Consider the following 14,377-nt stretch of genomic DNA (forward strand, 5'->3'; position numbering starts at 1 on the left):
CGCGGCGGGTGCTGCCGGAGCCGACGGGTTGACCGTGGGCGTGGTGGCGCCGGGAGGCGCGACCTGCGCCGCGTTCGGTGCCGTGGGAACGGGGTTGAACGGGTCGACGGGGGCCGCGACGATCTGGCGGTCCACGACCCGGCCGGCGACCGGCGCCGGGGTCTGCGCCGGGGCACCCGCTGCGCCCGGGGCGCCCGGGGCGCCCGACGTGGGTGCCGCGCCCGCGACGGGGCCCTGGCCGTCGATGACGAACCAGTCCGAACGCAGGCCGAGCTTCTTGCGCACGTCGGCGCCCGTGGCGGTGACGGTGCGGTTGCTGCCCACGATCTCGACCTTCGCCACGCGCGGGGCGGCGGCCGACTGCACCTGGGTCACGCGGATCGACTTGAACTCGCCGACGCCGAACTCCGAGGCGATCTTCGAGGCCGGGACCGACTGATTCCAGTTCCGGAACGGGGAGACGACATCGCCGTCGTCCTTGACCGCGGTGAAATCACCGCCGGCGGTGTACCCGCCGGTGGAGCTGGAGAACTCGGTGGGCACGGCGAAGCCGTCCTTGGACATCACCAGGCCGGCGGTGGAGCTGACGGCCGCGTCGGTGCGCTTGTCCTCCTTGGCGAAACCGCCGTAGACCTGCGAGTCCTGGGTGTCGTTGTAGCGGTCGCCGCGCTTGGCGCTCTCGGCGAGCGCGTACGAGCGGGCGGCGATGGCCTGGGCGCGCAGTGCTTCGGCGCCGCCCTGGTCGGCCCATTCGGCCTTGCTCTCGACCGGGACCACGCTGCGGAGGTAGTCCTCGATGTTGACGGTGTTGAAGACCTTGCCGTCCTTCGCGACGAGCGCGCCGCGGTAGGTGGCGTTGCTCCCGCAGAAGCGGAGGATCTCGTTCTCCGGGCGGCCCGCGGCGTCGTTGACGGGGCTGACGGTGCCGTCCGAGGGGACGGTCTTGACCACGGAGCCGCCGCAGCCCTGCGTGATCACGGCGTTGCCGCCCTCGATGCGCACGGCCTGGCCGGGGGCCACCTGCTGATCGCCGACCTTCGCGCCGGCGGGGGCGTACACGTTCACGTTCTTCTGCTGCGTGAGCTGCACCTTGACGGGGAGGTTCACGTCGGCGCGGGAGAGCACGCTGCCGCCGTAGTAGTGCGCCACGATCTGCTCGGCCTTCCAGCCGCCCTTGGCGTAGCCGAAGGCACCCCACTGGCCCATGCCGCGGCCGTGGCCGTTGCCCTGGCCGGTGAAGCTGACGCTGTTCCCCACCGTGAGGGCGGGGTCGTTGATGCTGGTGGCACCACTGAGCACTGCGGCCGCTCCGCCCACGGCGATCGCCGGGAGCATCGCGATCGCGAGCGTGCGCCGCACGCGGCGGCGACGGGGACCGCCGTCGATCCACACGGGCATGGTTTCTCCTTCACCTCGACGCGTGTGAGCACCATCGGTTTCATCCGAGGGCTCAACGTGAGGTTGAGACTAACACCATTTGCAACATTCGTCACGTGAGCAACTTTCGTCACATCAGTCACATGTTCGGGGGGTGGGGGCCGATCGGGGGCGACCCTCGAGGCGTCGGCGACGGGTCTGTTCGCAGCAGTCATGCGTCCCGCGCATACCTGCATTCGCCCAGTTCAGAGCACTAAATCACGATTCGACCATGCGTCCCACGCATGGCCGGCCGCCGACCGCACCGCAAGGGCCGCGCCGCTCTCATCCTGCGAACGACTGCGCCGAGACCCGTCCGGTACGCCCGCCCCGCGTGCGTTGGCCATATCTCCGGGCGCCGGCAGGCGGCCGGTACGTGACGTCTGATCGAATTCCTGATTCCTTGCAGATCGACCGCATAGGACCAACCGAGGGTAGCTTCATGGGCGCCCAGGGAGACTCTTACGCACAGCGGGCATTGGCTCCCGGATCAACAGGAGAATATACCACACTTGTTGGTACCGGAAAACAGCTCCCGTCCGGTTGGGAATTCCGTTCCGGCGAAATTGCAGAGGCATTCGATCAAGGTGGTGGAGGTACTCAATACGTCGTAATGAAGCCAGGTACAGACGGTAAGATGACAAGAGTTTCTGTCGACGAATTGCTTAACTACGGCTACGTGAAGAGACCGTGATCCGCAAGGAATGGAAAACAAGATGCCCTGGGAAACGTTAGATGAATTCGTCGACACCATGGAGTACTGGACCGACGTTCAAACCTATCTCGAAGGAATCGAAGCTCAACGTACCGCCGGCGCACGACTGGTGGCATTCGGTCGCCCCTATCTCAAGGACGAGTGCACGCTGATACTTCCCAACGGTCCCGCCAGGAACCAGATGGACGACGGAGAAATTCATCTGTCCATCACCAGGGACGACGATGGTTACAGCCTGCGGCGAACTGGGTACGAAAGAGCAGACACGTTTACCGGACGTCAAGAGTGGAAGGCGTCGAATTTTGAACTCGTGGGCAAGTACGTCCTTGTCAGGCAGAACAGTGGATTCAGAACGAAGATCTGGGCTGACAACCCATTTCATCAATGGCTCGACATCGGGCTCGCACCGCATTGGAACAAGCATCACATCAGTCAAGACGAAGCCGGAGTAGACTGGCTCTACAAATATTCAAACTCATCCTCGCCGAACGTCTACTACTACGACTACGACAATGGCGATCCGCTAACCTTTCCACTTAGCTTGAGCTATCGCAATATATCCGATGTCTACATGAAAGATGTTCCGCAACCTCACTGATTGCTGGCTTATTGCTGCGCCGGACAGGGACCGTCAGAACCAGCGCTCCAGGATCTGTGCGACGCCGTCGTCGAGGTTGGTGGCGGTCACCAGGTTGGCGGCGTCGAGTGCCACGGGATGCGCGTTCGACATGGCCACGCCGACACCGGCCCAGCGCAGCATCTCCGCATCATTGGGCATGTCACCGAAGGCCGCGGTGCGCGCGGCGGCGTCGAGCCCGAGGTGCCGCATGGCGGCCTGGATCCCCGTCGCCTTGGTGACGCCGGGTACGTGGAACTCGATCAGCCCGTTGTTGGTGGCGTAGGTGACGTCGGCGATGCCGTCCAGGTGCGGCGCGATGCGGGAGTGCATCTCGTCCGAGGTCATCCCCGGCTGCCGGACCAGCAGCTTCACCGCGGGATGGCTGAGCACCACGGCATCCTCGGCAGAGACCGTCTCGGGTTCCAGCCAGGCGTGCTGGTAGCCCGTGGATGCCGCGAACCGCGGGGTGGCGGCGTCGTGCTCGCCCTGCGCCACCCGCTCGGCGGCGAAACCGGCGCCCGGCAGGTAGCGGTAGACCAGCTCGGCCACGTGCGCCAGCAGCTCCGGCGACATCAGAGCGGCGGAGACCACCTTCGAGGTGCCGGTGTCGTACAGCACGGCACCGTTGGCGCACACGGCCAGCGGCGCGAAGTCGAGTTGCGCGGCGATCGGGTCCACGGCGCGGGGCGGGCGACCGGTGGCCAGCACGAAATGGCTGCCGGCATCACGGACGGCGTTGAGTGCGGCGTGGGTGCGCGCACTGATCTGCTCGGCATCGTCGACCAAGGTCCCGTCGACATCGCTCGCGACCAGAACGGGCCGCTCCCCCAGCGCAGCGTCAGGCATTCTCACCCGAGCCGTGCCGCTCCTCGCGGAGACGCCGCCGCTCCTCGATATCGGCGGCGTCCATCGCATCGGCCTCCTCCAGCGTGGGCGCCGATCCGCCCAGCCGGCGCGGCACCCAGGCCTCGCCCTGCGGATGCGGACCGTAGAGGTCCTGCAGCTGGTGCAGCATGGTGTTCATCTCGGTCTTGAGCCGCGCGGTGAGCTCGTCGGGCGGACCCACCGGATCGAGCGGATCGCACACGCCGATCATGACGCGGAACTTGTTGCGGCCGAGCTGCTTGGGCAGCCCCTTGGTCCAGATCTGCTGGGCGCCCCACACCACGACCGGAACGATCGGCACGTTCGCCTCGATCGCCATCCGCGCGGCGCCGGACTTGAAGTCCTTGAGCTCGAAGCTGCGGCTGTGCGTGGCCTCGGGGTACACGCCCACCAGCTCGCCCGCCTTGAGGGCGTCGACGGCGGCGCGGTAGGCGTCGGCGCCGGCCTCTCGGTCGACGGGGATGTGCTTGCAGCCGCGCATCAGCGGGCCGGTCTTCGAATTGTCGAAGACCTCCTTCTTCGCCATGAACCGGACCTTGCGGTGGCCGGCGTCATCCGCGGGCTTACCGGCGAACGGGAAGTCGAGGTATCCGGTGTGATTGATCGCCACGACGGCGCCGCCCTCACGGGGGAACTTCTGGAAGTCCACCTCGGTGAACTTGATGCCTTGGTAGGCCCACATGCCGCGGGCCACCTTGATGATCGTGCCGTAGACGGGTTCCACGCCCGCAAGACTAGCCGTGCAAGGTCGTCCATGGGCGTTGCCCATTACCCTGTAGCAGTAACTGATGTCAGCGAAAGGCTCCACCGTGCAGGTCACCAGCGTCGGGCACGCGGGTTTCCACATCACCACCGATGCAGGCACCATCCTGTGCGATCCGTGGGTGAACCCCGCCTATTTCGGCTCCTGGTTCCCGTTCCCCGATAACACCCAGCTGGACTGGAAGACCCTCGGCGACGTGGACTACCTGTACGTCTCCCACCTGCACCGCGATCACTTCGACGCCAAGAACCTGGCCGAGAACGTGAGCAAGGACGCCACCGTCCTGCTGCCGGACTACCCCGTGCCGGACCTGCGGCGCGAGCTGGAGCAGCTGGGCTTCACCAAGTTCTTCGAGACCGAGGATTCGGTCAAGCACAAGGTCAGCGGCCCCAAGGGCGATCTCGACATCATGATCATCGCGCTGCGCGCGCCCGCCGACGGCCCCATCGGCGACTCCGGCATCGTGGTCTCCGACGGCGAGACGGTGCTGTTCAACATGAACGACGCCCGCCCGGTGGACATGGACGTGCTCGGCGACAACTTCGGCGACATCGACGTGCACCTGCTGCAGTACTCGGGCGCCATCTGGTACCCGATGGTCTACGACATGCCGAAGGGCTCCAAGCGCCGCTTCGCGGAGCAGAAGCGTCAGCGCGGCATGGACCGCGCGCGCAGCTACGTCGACCAGGTGGCGGGCACCTGGGTGGTCCCGTCGGCCGGACCGCCTGCCTTCCTCGATCCCGAGCTGCGCTACCTCAACGACGAGGGCCGCACGGGCGAGGAGACGGTGCTCGGCGACCCGTCGAACATCTTCCCGGACCAGATCACGTTCCTGGAGGAGATGCGCACCAACGGCAACGACGGCGGCCTGCTGTTCATCCCCGGCACCGTCGGCGATTTCCGCGGTAAGGAACTGGTCTCGCTGTCGCACCCGGTCTCCGAGGCCGAGGTGATGGACATCTTCGAGAACAAGACCGCCTACCTCGACGCCTTCGCCGAGCGTCAGGCCCCGGTGCTGGCCGCGGAGAAGGCCACCTGGGCGCAGGACGACGGGGTGCCGCTGTTGGGCGCACTCAAGGCCAAGTTCGAGCCGATCATGCAGGCTTCGGCCCTGATCAGCGACGGTATCGGGTACGCCGTGGGCCTGGAGATGGGCGACGAGACGGTGGTGCTCGACTTCCCGAACCGCACCGTGCGCGAGCCCGTGGAGGGCGAGGGCAAGTACCGGTACGGCTTCCGCATCGCGCCGGAGCTGGTGCGCACGGTGCTGCGCGACGACGAGCCCGACTGGGTGAACACGATCTTCCTGTCGACGCGGTTCACCACCTGGCGCATCGGCGGCTACAACGAGTTCCTCTACACCTTCTTCAAGTGCCTCACGCCCGAGCGGATCGCCTATGCGGACGGCTGGTTCTCCGAGGCGCACGACGATTCCGCGTCGATCGATCTGGAGGGCTGGGAGGTGCAGCGCCGCTGCCCGCACCTCAAGGCCGACCTGTCGAAGTTCGGCGTGGTCGAGGGTGGCAAGCTCACCTGCAACCTGCACGGCTGGCAGTGGGACCTGGAATCGGGTCGCTGCCTCACGTCGAGCGGGCACGAACTGCGTGCGAAGAGGTTGACGTGAGCAAACCGAGGTTCCCGCGGAACAACCGCAAGCGAGTGGACGACTACTACGGCGTCCACGACACCGGCATGGCCACGCAGGCCCCGCCGCAGCGGCCCGCGGCACCGTCTCCCGCGCAGGTGCCACCGGGCCCGCAGCAGGCTCCGCAGCGCCAGGTCCCGCCGGCCGGACCGGTCCAGGGACCGCCGCCGGGCGCCGCACCCCAGGGACTTCCGCCCCAGGGGCCACCGCCGCAGGCTCCGCCCGCCCCGCCCCGCGTCGAGCCCCGGCCGCCGGCTCCCGAGCCGCGCAGCAAGCCCGACCCGCTCAACGATCCGCTGACCTCGGAGACCTTCCTCGGTGTGCAGCCGGAGTCCGACACCTTCGAGGCAGCGGTCACCGGCGCGTTCCGATACGGCGGGGCACCGCAGCCGCCGCAGAGCGAACCCGCCGCGGAGACACCGACATTCGACGCCGGGTACGACCAGTTCGCGCCGCCGCGGTTCGAACCGCGCGCCGAGAGCGCGTGGTCGGAGTCGGCCGGCGCGCAGGCACCGTCGCCCGATCCGACGGTGACCGACGAGCCCACCCCGGCGCCCGCGGATCACCCCGACGGCTACATCGATGTGGAGGTGGTCGACGTCGTCGAAGTCGACCACGAACCCCCGCCCGTCCGTGAGACGCTGGCGATCGACGCGTTCCCGTACACCCAGATCGACGAGTCCTACGTGGACCCGGCGGTCCTGCCCGAACCGAAGGAGCCCGGTGACATGACCGACTTCAACGAGTCGCTGAAGGAAGCGATGAGCATCGAGGGCGCACTCGGCGTGGCCCTGGTGGATTCGCAGAGCGGCATGGCGCTGGCCACCGCGGGCGACCCGACGGAGTTCAACCTCGAGGTGGCCGCCGCGGGCAACTCGGCGCTGGTGCAGGCGATGAGCCGCACGCTGGGCGATCTGGACCTCGACGATCACATCGAGGACATCCTGATCACGCTGGGCTCGCAGTACCAGATCGTGCGCCCCATCAAGCAGGGCGCCGAGGGGCTGTTCCTGTACCTGGTGCTCGATCGTTCGCGCGCGAACCTGGCGATGGCCCGGTTCCGCCTCACCAAGCTGGAAGAGCAGATCGAGGTCTGATCGTCGCCGATGGTGAATCGACGATTTACCATTGAGGGATGACAGATCGGCAGTGGACGCGGCTCGGCGCCGTCCTCGGTGCGGTCGCCGCCGTCGCGGGGACGGCCGCGGTGGTGCTGTTCGCGACCACCTTCGCGAACCCGAAGGAGCTCCTCGCGGTGGCCGGGTTCGGTGCGCTCGGCTCCTGGTTCGCACGGCGACGGGGCGCACACGGGAAGCCGGCGCCGCTCGTCGCGTACGACCTCGGGTTGATGGTCGCCGTGGTCACGGTCTGCGGCACTCTGGCGTGGTCGATCAGCCCCGCCGAACCGGGCGGGTGGCCGCTGGTCTTCGTCCTGGTGGCTCCGGTCCTGCTGCTGATCTGGGTGATACGGACCGCCGCGACCTGGCGCCGAGTCCCGATCGGACTGACGGTCGCGGTGCCCCTGATCGTGGCGATCACCATCGGACTCACCGCGACGAGCGCACTCACCGACGCCCGGTACGCGCTGGCCAAGAACGACTTCCAGGCCATCGCGTTGAACCCGCCGCCGCGCGGCGAGGGCAGGGACATGCGGATCGGCACCTACTGGGCGCGGGTGTTCACGCGCGACGACGGTGCGGTGAAGTTCCGCTTCGGCAACAGCTGGACGGGCCTGATGTACGTCCCGGAGGGCCTGCCCGATCCGTCGCCCGACGATCCGCAGGGCTACTACCGGCCGTGGGCACCGCGATGGTGGACCTTCGATGCGGACTGAATCTCTCTCGGAATCAGTACGATCGACCTGATGACCACAACCATGTCCGTCTCGCCGAAGAAGCCGGCGTGGTGGCACCGTCCGCCGGGATGGCCACTCGCCATCGCGAGCCTCGTCGTCTGCGGAGCCTGGATCCTCGAGGCCAGCACACCGCAGGACGGCAGCCCGACGGTCGGGGTGGCGATCATCGGCGGGATCGGCCTGGTCACGCTCGCCTGGATCGGGCGCACCATGATCGCGGTCGCCGGCCGGCCGCGCTGGAGCGCGCGGTACCTGGCAGTGCCCCTGATCGGCCTGACCACCTTCGGCCTGGTCTACGTCGACGCCCCTTTCAAGGCCCGCTGGGCACACGCGCAACCCGCATTCGAGCATGCCGCGCACAGCGCACTGAGAACGGGACACCCGATCCGTCAGCACATGCGGCTGGGGACCTTCGAGGTCGATCAGACCGTGATCGACGGGACGGTGCGCTTCCGCTTCGGGCGCGGGTCGATCGGCGATACCCATTACATCGTGTACGCCGCGAACGGCGTGCCGCACACCTACGGCCCACCGTCGGCGGGCGACAAGGTCACGCATATCGACGGGCCGTGGTGGCGCGTGGTCGATATGTACTGACGATCCGTAGTTTGACGTACCGTACTTCGCATGCAAAGCATCGATGCGCCGGACCGCCAGTGGTGGCAGCGGCCCCCGGGGCGGCCGATGACCTTCACCGCCATCGCGCTGGTCCTCGTTCTCGCCTGGGCGGTGTCGCTGCCGGGCGGCAACTTCATGCTGTTGCTGGTGGCCTTCTGGCCGACGGCGATCTTTGCGCTGGTGTGGGTCATCCGCGTGGGTGTCGCGCTGGCCACCCCGCACCGTCCGCGGTGGGACGCGCGGTACCTGGTGATCCCGGTGATCTGCCTGACCGGGCTCGTGGCCGCCGCCTTCGATCTCCCGCGCGAGGCCCGCTGGGCGTACGCGAAACCGCGCATGGAATCGGCCTCGGCCGCGATCCGCAGCGGCGCCATGAAGGTGGCTCAGTCCGAGGATCTGCGCATCGGCAGCTACGCGCTGAGCTTCCACGACCGCCAGGACGGCAATGTCTGGTTCCGCATCACCGACGCCGGATTCCTCAACTCCACCTACCTCGTCCACTCGCCCGAGAATCGTCCCGTGCACGCGCAGGGCCGACCGACGTACAACACCGTCGAGCACTTCGACGGTCAGTGGTGGCTCGTCAACGAGATCTTCGACTGAAAGGCCGATCGTGACCGACTACTCCGCGCTCGATCCGCAGCGCCGGGCGGCCGTGCGCTCGGTGCGGGAGTCCTCGCTGATGACCCGGATCTTCATCGCCGTCGGCATCATCACCGTGGTCGTGGGCTGCTACTTCACGGTGGTCGATACGGTTTTCCTGGCGTCGAGCGTCACCGCCCAGGGGCGGGTCGTGGACTACGAGGAGAGCGAGAGCCGCGAGGACGACGGCCGGATCAGCTACAGCTACCAGCGGATCGTCGGGTACACGGTGGACGGTGTCGAGTACCGCAAGCGCGAGTCCGGCGCATCGTCCTCCGAGCCGGCGATCGGCGATCCCGTCACCGTGTACTACAACCCCGACGATCCGCAGGACGCGATGATCGATGCCTTCCTGCGGAAGTGGATCGGCCCCTTGGCGATCGGCTTCGGAGTGCTCTGGACGGCCCTCTTCGGCGCCGTTCAACGCTGGATGCGCCGCAAGCAGAGCCAGCGGGAGCTGACCGCGATCAACGGCACCCGGATACCGCTGTCGGTCACGGATCTCCGCGACGACGAATCGACCGATGTCGAAGGCAAGACCCACAAGGTCGTCGTCGCCACGATGTCGGGCGCCGACCCGGTGACGGGGGCGGCGCGGGAGTTCACCTCCCGCTACTACGGCTGGCGGCGGCACCGCCGGGCACCGGCATTGGGCACCCCGTACGTCGCGTTCGTCGACGACACCGACGAGATCATCATCCGCGCATGACGGAAACCGGCGATATCCGCGGTGATACCCACAATGGCTCCGGATAGCGCAGGAAACCGCCGGTTTCGGTAGCTACGGACGCAGGACGTCGGTGCCGATGAAGGGCTGCAGGGCGGCGGGGACCCGGACGGAACCGTCGGGCTGCTGGTGGTTCTCCCAGATCGCGACGAGCCAGCGGGTGGTGGCCAGCGTGCCGTTGAGCGTGGCGGCCACCTGCGGGCGGCCGTCCTCGTCGCGGTACCGCACGCCGAGGCGACGCGCCTGGAAGGTGGTGCAGTTCGAGGTGGAGGTGAGCTCGCGGTAGCGGCCCTGCGAGGGCACCCACGCCTCGCAGTCGAACTTGCGCGCGGCCGAGCTGCCGAGATCGCCCGCGGCCACGTCGATCACGCGGTAGGGCACCTCGACGGCGGCCAGCATCTCCTTCTCGAAGTCCAGCAGCCGCTGATGCTCGGCATCGGCGTCCTCCGGCTTGCAGTAGACGAACATCTCGATCTTGTCGAACTGGTGCACGCGGATGATGCCGCGCGTGTCCTTGCCGTACGAGCCGGCCTCGCGGCGGAAGCAACTCGACTGCGCCGCATAGCGGATCGGGCCGTCGGCCAGGTCCACGATCTCGCCCATGTGGTATCCGGCCAGCGGCACCTCGGAGGTGCCCACCAGGTACAGGTCGTCGGCCTCGAGGCGGTAGATCTCGTCGGCGTGCGCGCCGAGGAATCCGGTGCCGGCCATCACTTCCGGCTTCACCAGCACGGGCGGGATCATCAGCGTGAAGCCGTTCGCCACGGCCTTCTGCACCGCCAGCTGCAGCAGCGCCATCTGGAACAGCGCGCCGTAGCCGGTCATGAAGTAGAACCGCGAACCCGACACCTTGGCGCCGCGCTCCATGTCCAGCAGGCCCAGGCCCTCGGCCAGCTCCAGGTGGTCCTTGGGCTCGGCGATCTCGGGAATCGTGCCCACGTGTTCGAGCACCTCGAAGTCGTCCTCGCCGCCGGCCGGCACGCCGTCGACGATCACGTTGCCGATCTTGCGCGCGGTCTCGTCGAAGGCCTCGTCGGCGCGGGCCTGCGCGGCCTCGGCCTCCTTGACCCGCGCGGCCAGCTCACCGGCCGCGGCCACGAGCGCCGGGCGCTCGTCGGGCGAGGCCTTGCCGATCGACTTCGACGAGGCCTTGTGCTCGGCTCGCAGGTTGTCGGCCGCCAGCACGGCCGCCCGACGGTCCGCGTCGGCGGATAGCAGTGCGTCCACCAGCGCAGGGTCTTCCCCTCGGGCGCGCTGCGAGGCGCGCACGCGATCCGGATTCTCGCGGAGCAGCTTGACGTCGATCACCCGACCAGCCTATTACGCCGCCGGTACCGTGCCCCACACGGTATTCGCCCGCGGGGCCAGGCATGATGGATCCGATGGCCGACGACACCGATACCCAGCCCGAGCCCGTCCTCCCCCCGGACGGGTCGGACCGTCCGGCTTCCGATCACGATGAGCAGGCGCGAACCGACCCGCGCGCCGGCGCGGCCGAGACGGATGTGACCGACGTGGCCGCCGGCCGCGTGAGCGCCGCGAACGTGCGCGCCGTGTTGATCGCGGTGATCGTGGGCGCGGTCGCGCTGGGCGCCACACTCTTCGCCGCCGGGTACTTCGACCCGGTCGCCGAGGAGAACGGCGGTCCGCGCCTGGCCGCGAACGGCTCCACGCTGGCCCGATCGAAGCCCGGCGCGTGCATCACCTGGGACAAGTCCGGCGCGCTGGCCCCCGTGGACTGCTCGGCACCGCACAAGTTCGAGGTGGCGGGCGAGCCCGCGAACACCCTCCCCGCGGACGCGAAGTACCCGTCGGAACAGCAGCTGGCCGCGCTGCGCGAGCAGGTGTGCACACCCGTGGTGGCCGAATACCTGGGCCAGCGCCTCGACCCGAAGAGCCGCTACCAGCTGGGCCTGCTGACCGCCGGGGAGAAGGCCTGGGAGGGCGGTGACCGCACCATGCGCTGCGGCATCCAGACCGTGGACGGCGCCGGCACCGTGATCGAGACCACCGGCAAGGTGGCCAACCAGGACAAGGCCACGTCCTGGCCCGTGGGCACCTGCATCGGGATCAACGACCGGCGCCAGCCCACCGTGCCGGTGGACTGCAGCGCCCCGCACGCCTTCGAGGTGACCGCCACCGTCGACCTGCGGCAGAAGTTCCCCGACGCCTCGTGGCCCACGGCGGCGCAGCAGGAGGACTACCTGGGCGGGGTGTGCCCCGACCGGACCACGGCGTGGTTCGGCGCGCAGGACGGCCTCCGAAAATCGGGCCTGCAGTTGCAGTGGAACACCATCTCGCAGCCCTCGTGGACCGCCGGAGCGCGCACCGCGGTGTGCTTCGTGGCCTCCTCGGACGGCAAGACCTTCACCCCGATCACCGGCTCGGCGAAATCGCCCAACCTCCTGATCGACGGTAAGAAACCGGTGATGCCCACGTTCCCCGGCGCGCCCGCGCCGAAGCCGGGCGGATAGCCCGTGCACGTCTCGCGCCGCGCCTTCCAGGACTGGGTGTCCGATGCGCTCGACGATGTGCCGCCGCAGCTCGCGGAGGCGATGACCAACGTGGTCGTGCTGGTGCGGGACCGCAACGACGAGGACCCCACCATCCTCGGCCTGTACGAGGGCATCGCGCTCACCGAGCGCGACACCAGCACCTACTTCGGCACCCTGCCCGACCGGATCTTCATCTACCGCGAGCCGCTCATGGAGATGTGCGATACCGAGGAGCAGCTCCGCAAGGAGATCCGGGTGACGGTGCTGCACGAGATCGGCCACCATTTCGGCATCGACGACCACCGACTCCACGAGTTGGGCTGGGCCTGAGCTTCAACCCATCGGGCCGACGGCCTCAGCCCATCGGATCGACGGGCGACGGTGCGTCGGCCCAGCTGACCACTTCCCAGCCACCGGACACGGGGCGCAGCACGATCTCCCCGGTGTTCGGCAGGTGGTGCTTGTGCGCGTACTCGCCGTCCACCCGGCCCAGGTGCGCGGCCACCAGCCGGATCGCGGCGCCGTGGCTCACGAGGTACACGTCGCCCTGATCGTCCCCGTCGAGGTACTGCGCGCGCGCCGCCTCGACTGCGGGCAGGTAGCGGGCCAGCAGGTCGTCGGCCGATTCGCCGCCGGGCAGCGCCGCGGCGCGGTCGCCGGAGTGCCAGCGCCGCACCACCTCCTGGAACTGTTTCACGGAGGCCTCGTCGTTGCGGCCCTCCAGGTCGCCCGCCTGCACCTCGTGCACGCCGTCGATCACGGTGACGGGTGCCTCCCAGCCGGCGCCGATCAGCTCCGCGGTCTGCTGCGCGCGCCGCGCGACCGAACACAGCAGCGCGGCCGGAACCACCCCGGGACGGTCGGCGGCGAACCGTCGGGCCTGGTCCGAGCCCTCCGGGGTGAGCGGCGCCCCGGGCGGACGGGTGTCCAGGGTCTTGGCCACGTTGGCGGTGGTCTGGCCGTGCCGGACCAGATGCAACAGCCCCGTCATCGTTCTCCCCTGCGCAATCGTTGGAACCAGTCGGCGGAGTCGCCGGGATCGGTGGGCGCGATCCCGGGGCCGCCGGGCCGCGGCCAGGAGCCGAGGAAGCGGACGTCGTCGCACACGCGGTGCAGCGCGCGCAGCGCCTCCCCGATGGCCGGATCGTCGATGTGGCCCACGCAGTCGAAGTGGAACACGTAGCGCCCCAGCACGGTGCGCTTGGGCCGGGACTCGATGCGAGTGAGATCGACTCCACGGAGCGCGAATTCGGCCATCGCGAGAGCGAGCGAACCCGGCCGGCTGGGCACATCGAGCACCACGGAGGTGCAGTCCTGACCGGTGCGCGCCGGCGCGGGACCGGGCCGCCCGCACAGCACGAACCGGGTGCGGGCGTCGGCGACATCGGCGACGCCGGTGGCCTGTTCGGGGACGCCGTGCATCTGCGCGGCGAGCGCGGTGGTGACGGCGAGGTCGATCCGCCCTTCCGCCGCGTCCACAGCGGCCGCGGCGTTCGAGGCGGCGGGCACGAGTTCGGCCTGCGGTGCGTTCGCGGCCAGCCACCCGCGCACCTGCGCGGAGGCGACCGGATAGGCGCCGACGGTGCGCGCCTGCGCCAGGGGGACGTGTCCGGCGATCGAGAAGGCGACGGCGAGATCGGTTTCGGCGTAGATCTGCAGCGCCGGGCCGAATCCGAGGGTGTCGACGGTGGGCGTGACCGGACCCTCGACCGACGATTCGATGGGCACGCACGCGAGGTCGACGGCACCGTCGGCCACGAGCTCGAGGGCGGCGATCTGGGAGGGCGCGCTCACCCGTTCCGCGCCCACCAGGTTCACCCCGGGCACCTCCATCGCACCCCGGGCGGCGAGGTCCAGGCACTGCAGCAGCGCCATCTCGGTGAAGGTCCCCTCAGGGCCGAAATAGGCGATGCGCGTCACCCCGAAAGCCTATCGGAGCCGACCCCTGCGACGAGGGACACACAACCCGCGACCCGCACTGTTCAGTATAGTGATCT

General features: G+C 68.8%; 16 protein-coding genes. 10 read left to right on the forward strand and 6 right to left on the reverse strand.

Translation table 11 applies throughout. The annotated features are described in order from the left end of the window. The coding region (locus ABD108_RS14535; protein ID WP_343930655.1) for a SpoIID/LytB domain-containing protein at window positions 1-1,398 on the reverse strand (1,398 nt) is incomplete at its 3' end. Between the two features lie 250 nt (window positions 1,399-1,648). Between ABD108_RS14535 and ABD108_RS14540 the strand changes: the two genes are divergently transcribed. Together ABD108_RS14540 and ABD108_RS14545 are read left to right on the forward strand one after the other, a co-directional pair. Further along, on the forward strand, window positions 1,649-2,110 hold the full coding sequence (locus ABD108_RS14540) for a TNT domain-containing protein (protein WP_343930656.1): 462 nt from the start codon (window positions 1,649-1,651) through the stop codon (window positions 2,108-2,110). A 10-nt stretch (window positions 2,111-2,120) separates the two neighbouring features. Beyond that, a complete protein-coding gene (locus tag ABD108_RS14545; protein WP_343930657.1) occupies window positions 2,121-2,729 on the forward strand; it encodes a hypothetical protein in 609 nt (202 codons plus the stop codon). A gap of 33 nt (window positions 2,730-2,762) precedes the next feature. On the opposite strand, the gene ABD108_RS14550 is transcribed toward ABD108_RS14545, so the two are convergent. Together ABD108_RS14550 and ABD108_RS14555 are read right to left on the reverse strand one after the other, a co-directional pair. After that, window positions 2,763-3,596 (reverse strand): HAD family hydrolase, encoded by an 834-nt coding sequence (locus ABD108_RS14550; protein ID WP_220657017.1) that lies wholly within the window; start codon window positions 3,594-3,596, stop codon window positions 2,763-2,765. Further along, complete coding sequence (locus ABD108_RS14555) at window positions 3,589-4,359, reverse strand: lysophospholipid acyltransferase family protein (protein WP_220657018.1); 771 nt, start codon at window positions 4,357-4,359, stop codon at window positions 3,589-3,591. Before ABD108_RS14555 ends, ABD108_RS14550 begins: the two co-directional genes overlap by 8 nt. An 85-nt stretch (window positions 4,360-4,444) precedes the next feature. On the opposite strand from ABD108_RS14555, the gene ABD108_RS14560 reads away from it, so the two are divergent. From ABD108_RS14560 to ABD108_RS14585, 6 genes are read left to right on the forward strand one after another with little or no spacing between them, the layout of a single operon-like run. Next, complete coding sequence (locus ABD108_RS14560; RefSeq protein WP_343930925.1) at window positions 4,445-6,022, forward strand: Rieske 2Fe-2S domain-containing protein; 1,578 nt, start codon at window positions 4,445-4,447, stop codon at window positions 6,020-6,022. Further along, window positions 6,019-7,140, forward strand: coding sequence for a hypothetical protein (locus ABD108_RS14565; protein ID WP_343930658.1), 1,122 nt, complete (start codon window positions 6,019-6,021; stop codon window positions 7,138-7,140). Before ABD108_RS14560 ends, ABD108_RS14565 begins: the two co-directional genes overlap by 4 nt. Before the next feature lie 38 nt (window positions 7,141-7,178). Further along, complete coding sequence (locus ABD108_RS14570) at window positions 7,179-7,877, forward strand: hypothetical protein (protein WP_343930659.1); 699 nt, start codon at window positions 7,179-7,181, stop codon at window positions 7,875-7,877. A gap of 30 nt (window positions 7,878-7,907) precedes the next feature. Further along, window positions 7,908-8,495 (forward strand): hypothetical protein, encoded by a 588-nt coding sequence (locus ABD108_RS14575; protein WP_220657020.1) that lies wholly within the window; start codon window positions 7,908-7,910, stop codon window positions 8,493-8,495. A gap of 30 nt (window positions 8,496-8,525) precedes the next feature. Further along, window positions 8,526-9,119 (forward strand): hypothetical protein, encoded by a 594-nt coding sequence (locus ABD108_RS14580; RefSeq protein WP_343930660.1) that lies wholly within the window; start codon window positions 8,526-8,528, stop codon window positions 9,117-9,119. A gap of 10 nt (window positions 9,120-9,129) precedes the next feature. Then, entirely contained in the window at window positions 9,130-9,867 is a 738-nt protein-coding gene (locus tag ABD108_RS14585) for a DUF3592 domain-containing protein (protein WP_343930661.1), read from the forward strand. A 72-nt stretch (window positions 9,868-9,939) separates the two neighbouring features. Here the strand turns inward: ABD108_RS14585 and serS are convergent, their stop codons facing one another. Then, the gene (serS, locus tag ABD108_RS14590; RefSeq protein WP_220657023.1) at window positions 9,940-11,193 is read right to left on the reverse strand and encodes a serine--tRNA ligase; all 1,254 of its coding nucleotides are present in this window, start codon (window positions 11,191-11,193) and stop codon (window positions 9,940-9,942) included. Between the two features lie 62 nt (window positions 11,194-11,255). On the opposite strand from serS, the gene ABD108_RS14595 reads away from it, so the two are divergent. Both ABD108_RS14595 and ABD108_RS14600 read left to right on the forward strand, forming a co-directional pair. Next, window positions 11,256-12,359 (forward strand): septum formation family protein, encoded by a 1,104-nt coding sequence (locus tag ABD108_RS14595; RefSeq protein ID WP_305112502.1) that lies wholly within the window; start codon window positions 11,256-11,258, stop codon window positions 12,357-12,359. Between the two features lie 3 nt (window positions 12,360-12,362). After that, entirely contained in the window at window positions 12,363-12,710 is a 348-nt protein-coding gene (locus ABD108_RS14600) for a metallopeptidase family protein (protein ID WP_220657025.1), read from the forward strand. 25 nt (window positions 12,711-12,735) lie between these two features. Here the strand turns inward: ABD108_RS14600 and ABD108_RS14605 are convergent, their stop codons facing one another. Beyond that, window positions 12,736-13,371 (reverse strand): histidine phosphatase family protein, encoded by a 636-nt coding sequence (locus tag ABD108_RS14605; protein WP_220657026.1) that lies wholly within the window; start codon window positions 13,369-13,371, stop codon window positions 12,736-12,738. Then, window positions 13,368-14,300: a prephenate dehydratase gene (pheA, locus tag ABD108_RS14610; RefSeq protein ID WP_305112504.1), complete on the reverse strand. Its 933-nt coding sequence runs from the start codon at window positions 14,298-14,300 to the stop codon at window positions 13,368-13,370. Before pheA ends, ABD108_RS14605 begins: the two co-directional genes overlap by 4 nt. Window positions 14,301-14,377: the final 77 nt, after the last annotated feature.

The organism is Tsukamurella strandjordii (assembly GCF_039525985.1).
Taxonomy (GTDB): Bacteria; Actinomycetota; Actinomycetes; order Mycobacteriales; family Mycobacteriaceae; genus Tsukamurella; species Tsukamurella strandjordii.

Coding starts and splice junctions, on each gene's coding strand:
- ABD108_RS14570 (WP_343930659.1), top strand. CDS start 7,179: ATGACAGATCGGCAGTGGACGCGGCTCGGCGCCGTCCTCGGTGCGGTC.
- ABD108_RS14575 (WP_220657020.1), top strand. CDS start 7,908: ATGACCACAACCATGTCCGTCTCGCCGAAGAAGCCGGCGTGGTGGCAC.
- ABD108_RS14540 (WP_343930656.1), top strand. CDS start 1,649: ATGCGTCCCACGCATGGCCGGCCGCCGACCGCACCGCAAGGGCCGCGC.
- ABD108_RS14550 (WP_220657017.1), bottom strand. CDS start 3,596: ATGCCTGACGCTGCGCTGGGGGAGCGGCCCGTTCTGGTCGCGAGCGAT.
- ABD108_RS14580 (WP_343930660.1), top strand. CDS start 8,526: ATGCAAAGCATCGATGCGCCGGACCGCCAGTGGTGGCAGCGGCCCCCG.
- ABD108_RS14595 (WP_305112502.1), top strand. CDS start 11,256: ATGATGGATCCGATGGCCGACGACACCGATACCCAGCCCGAGCCCGTC.
- ABD108_RS14605 (WP_220657026.1), bottom strand. CDS start 13,371: ATGACGGGGCTGTTGCATCTGGTCCGGCACGGCCAGACCACCGCCAAC.
- ABD108_RS14545 (WP_343930657.1), top strand. CDS start 2,121: ATGGAAAACAAGATGCCCTGGGAAACGTTAGATGAATTCGTCGACACC.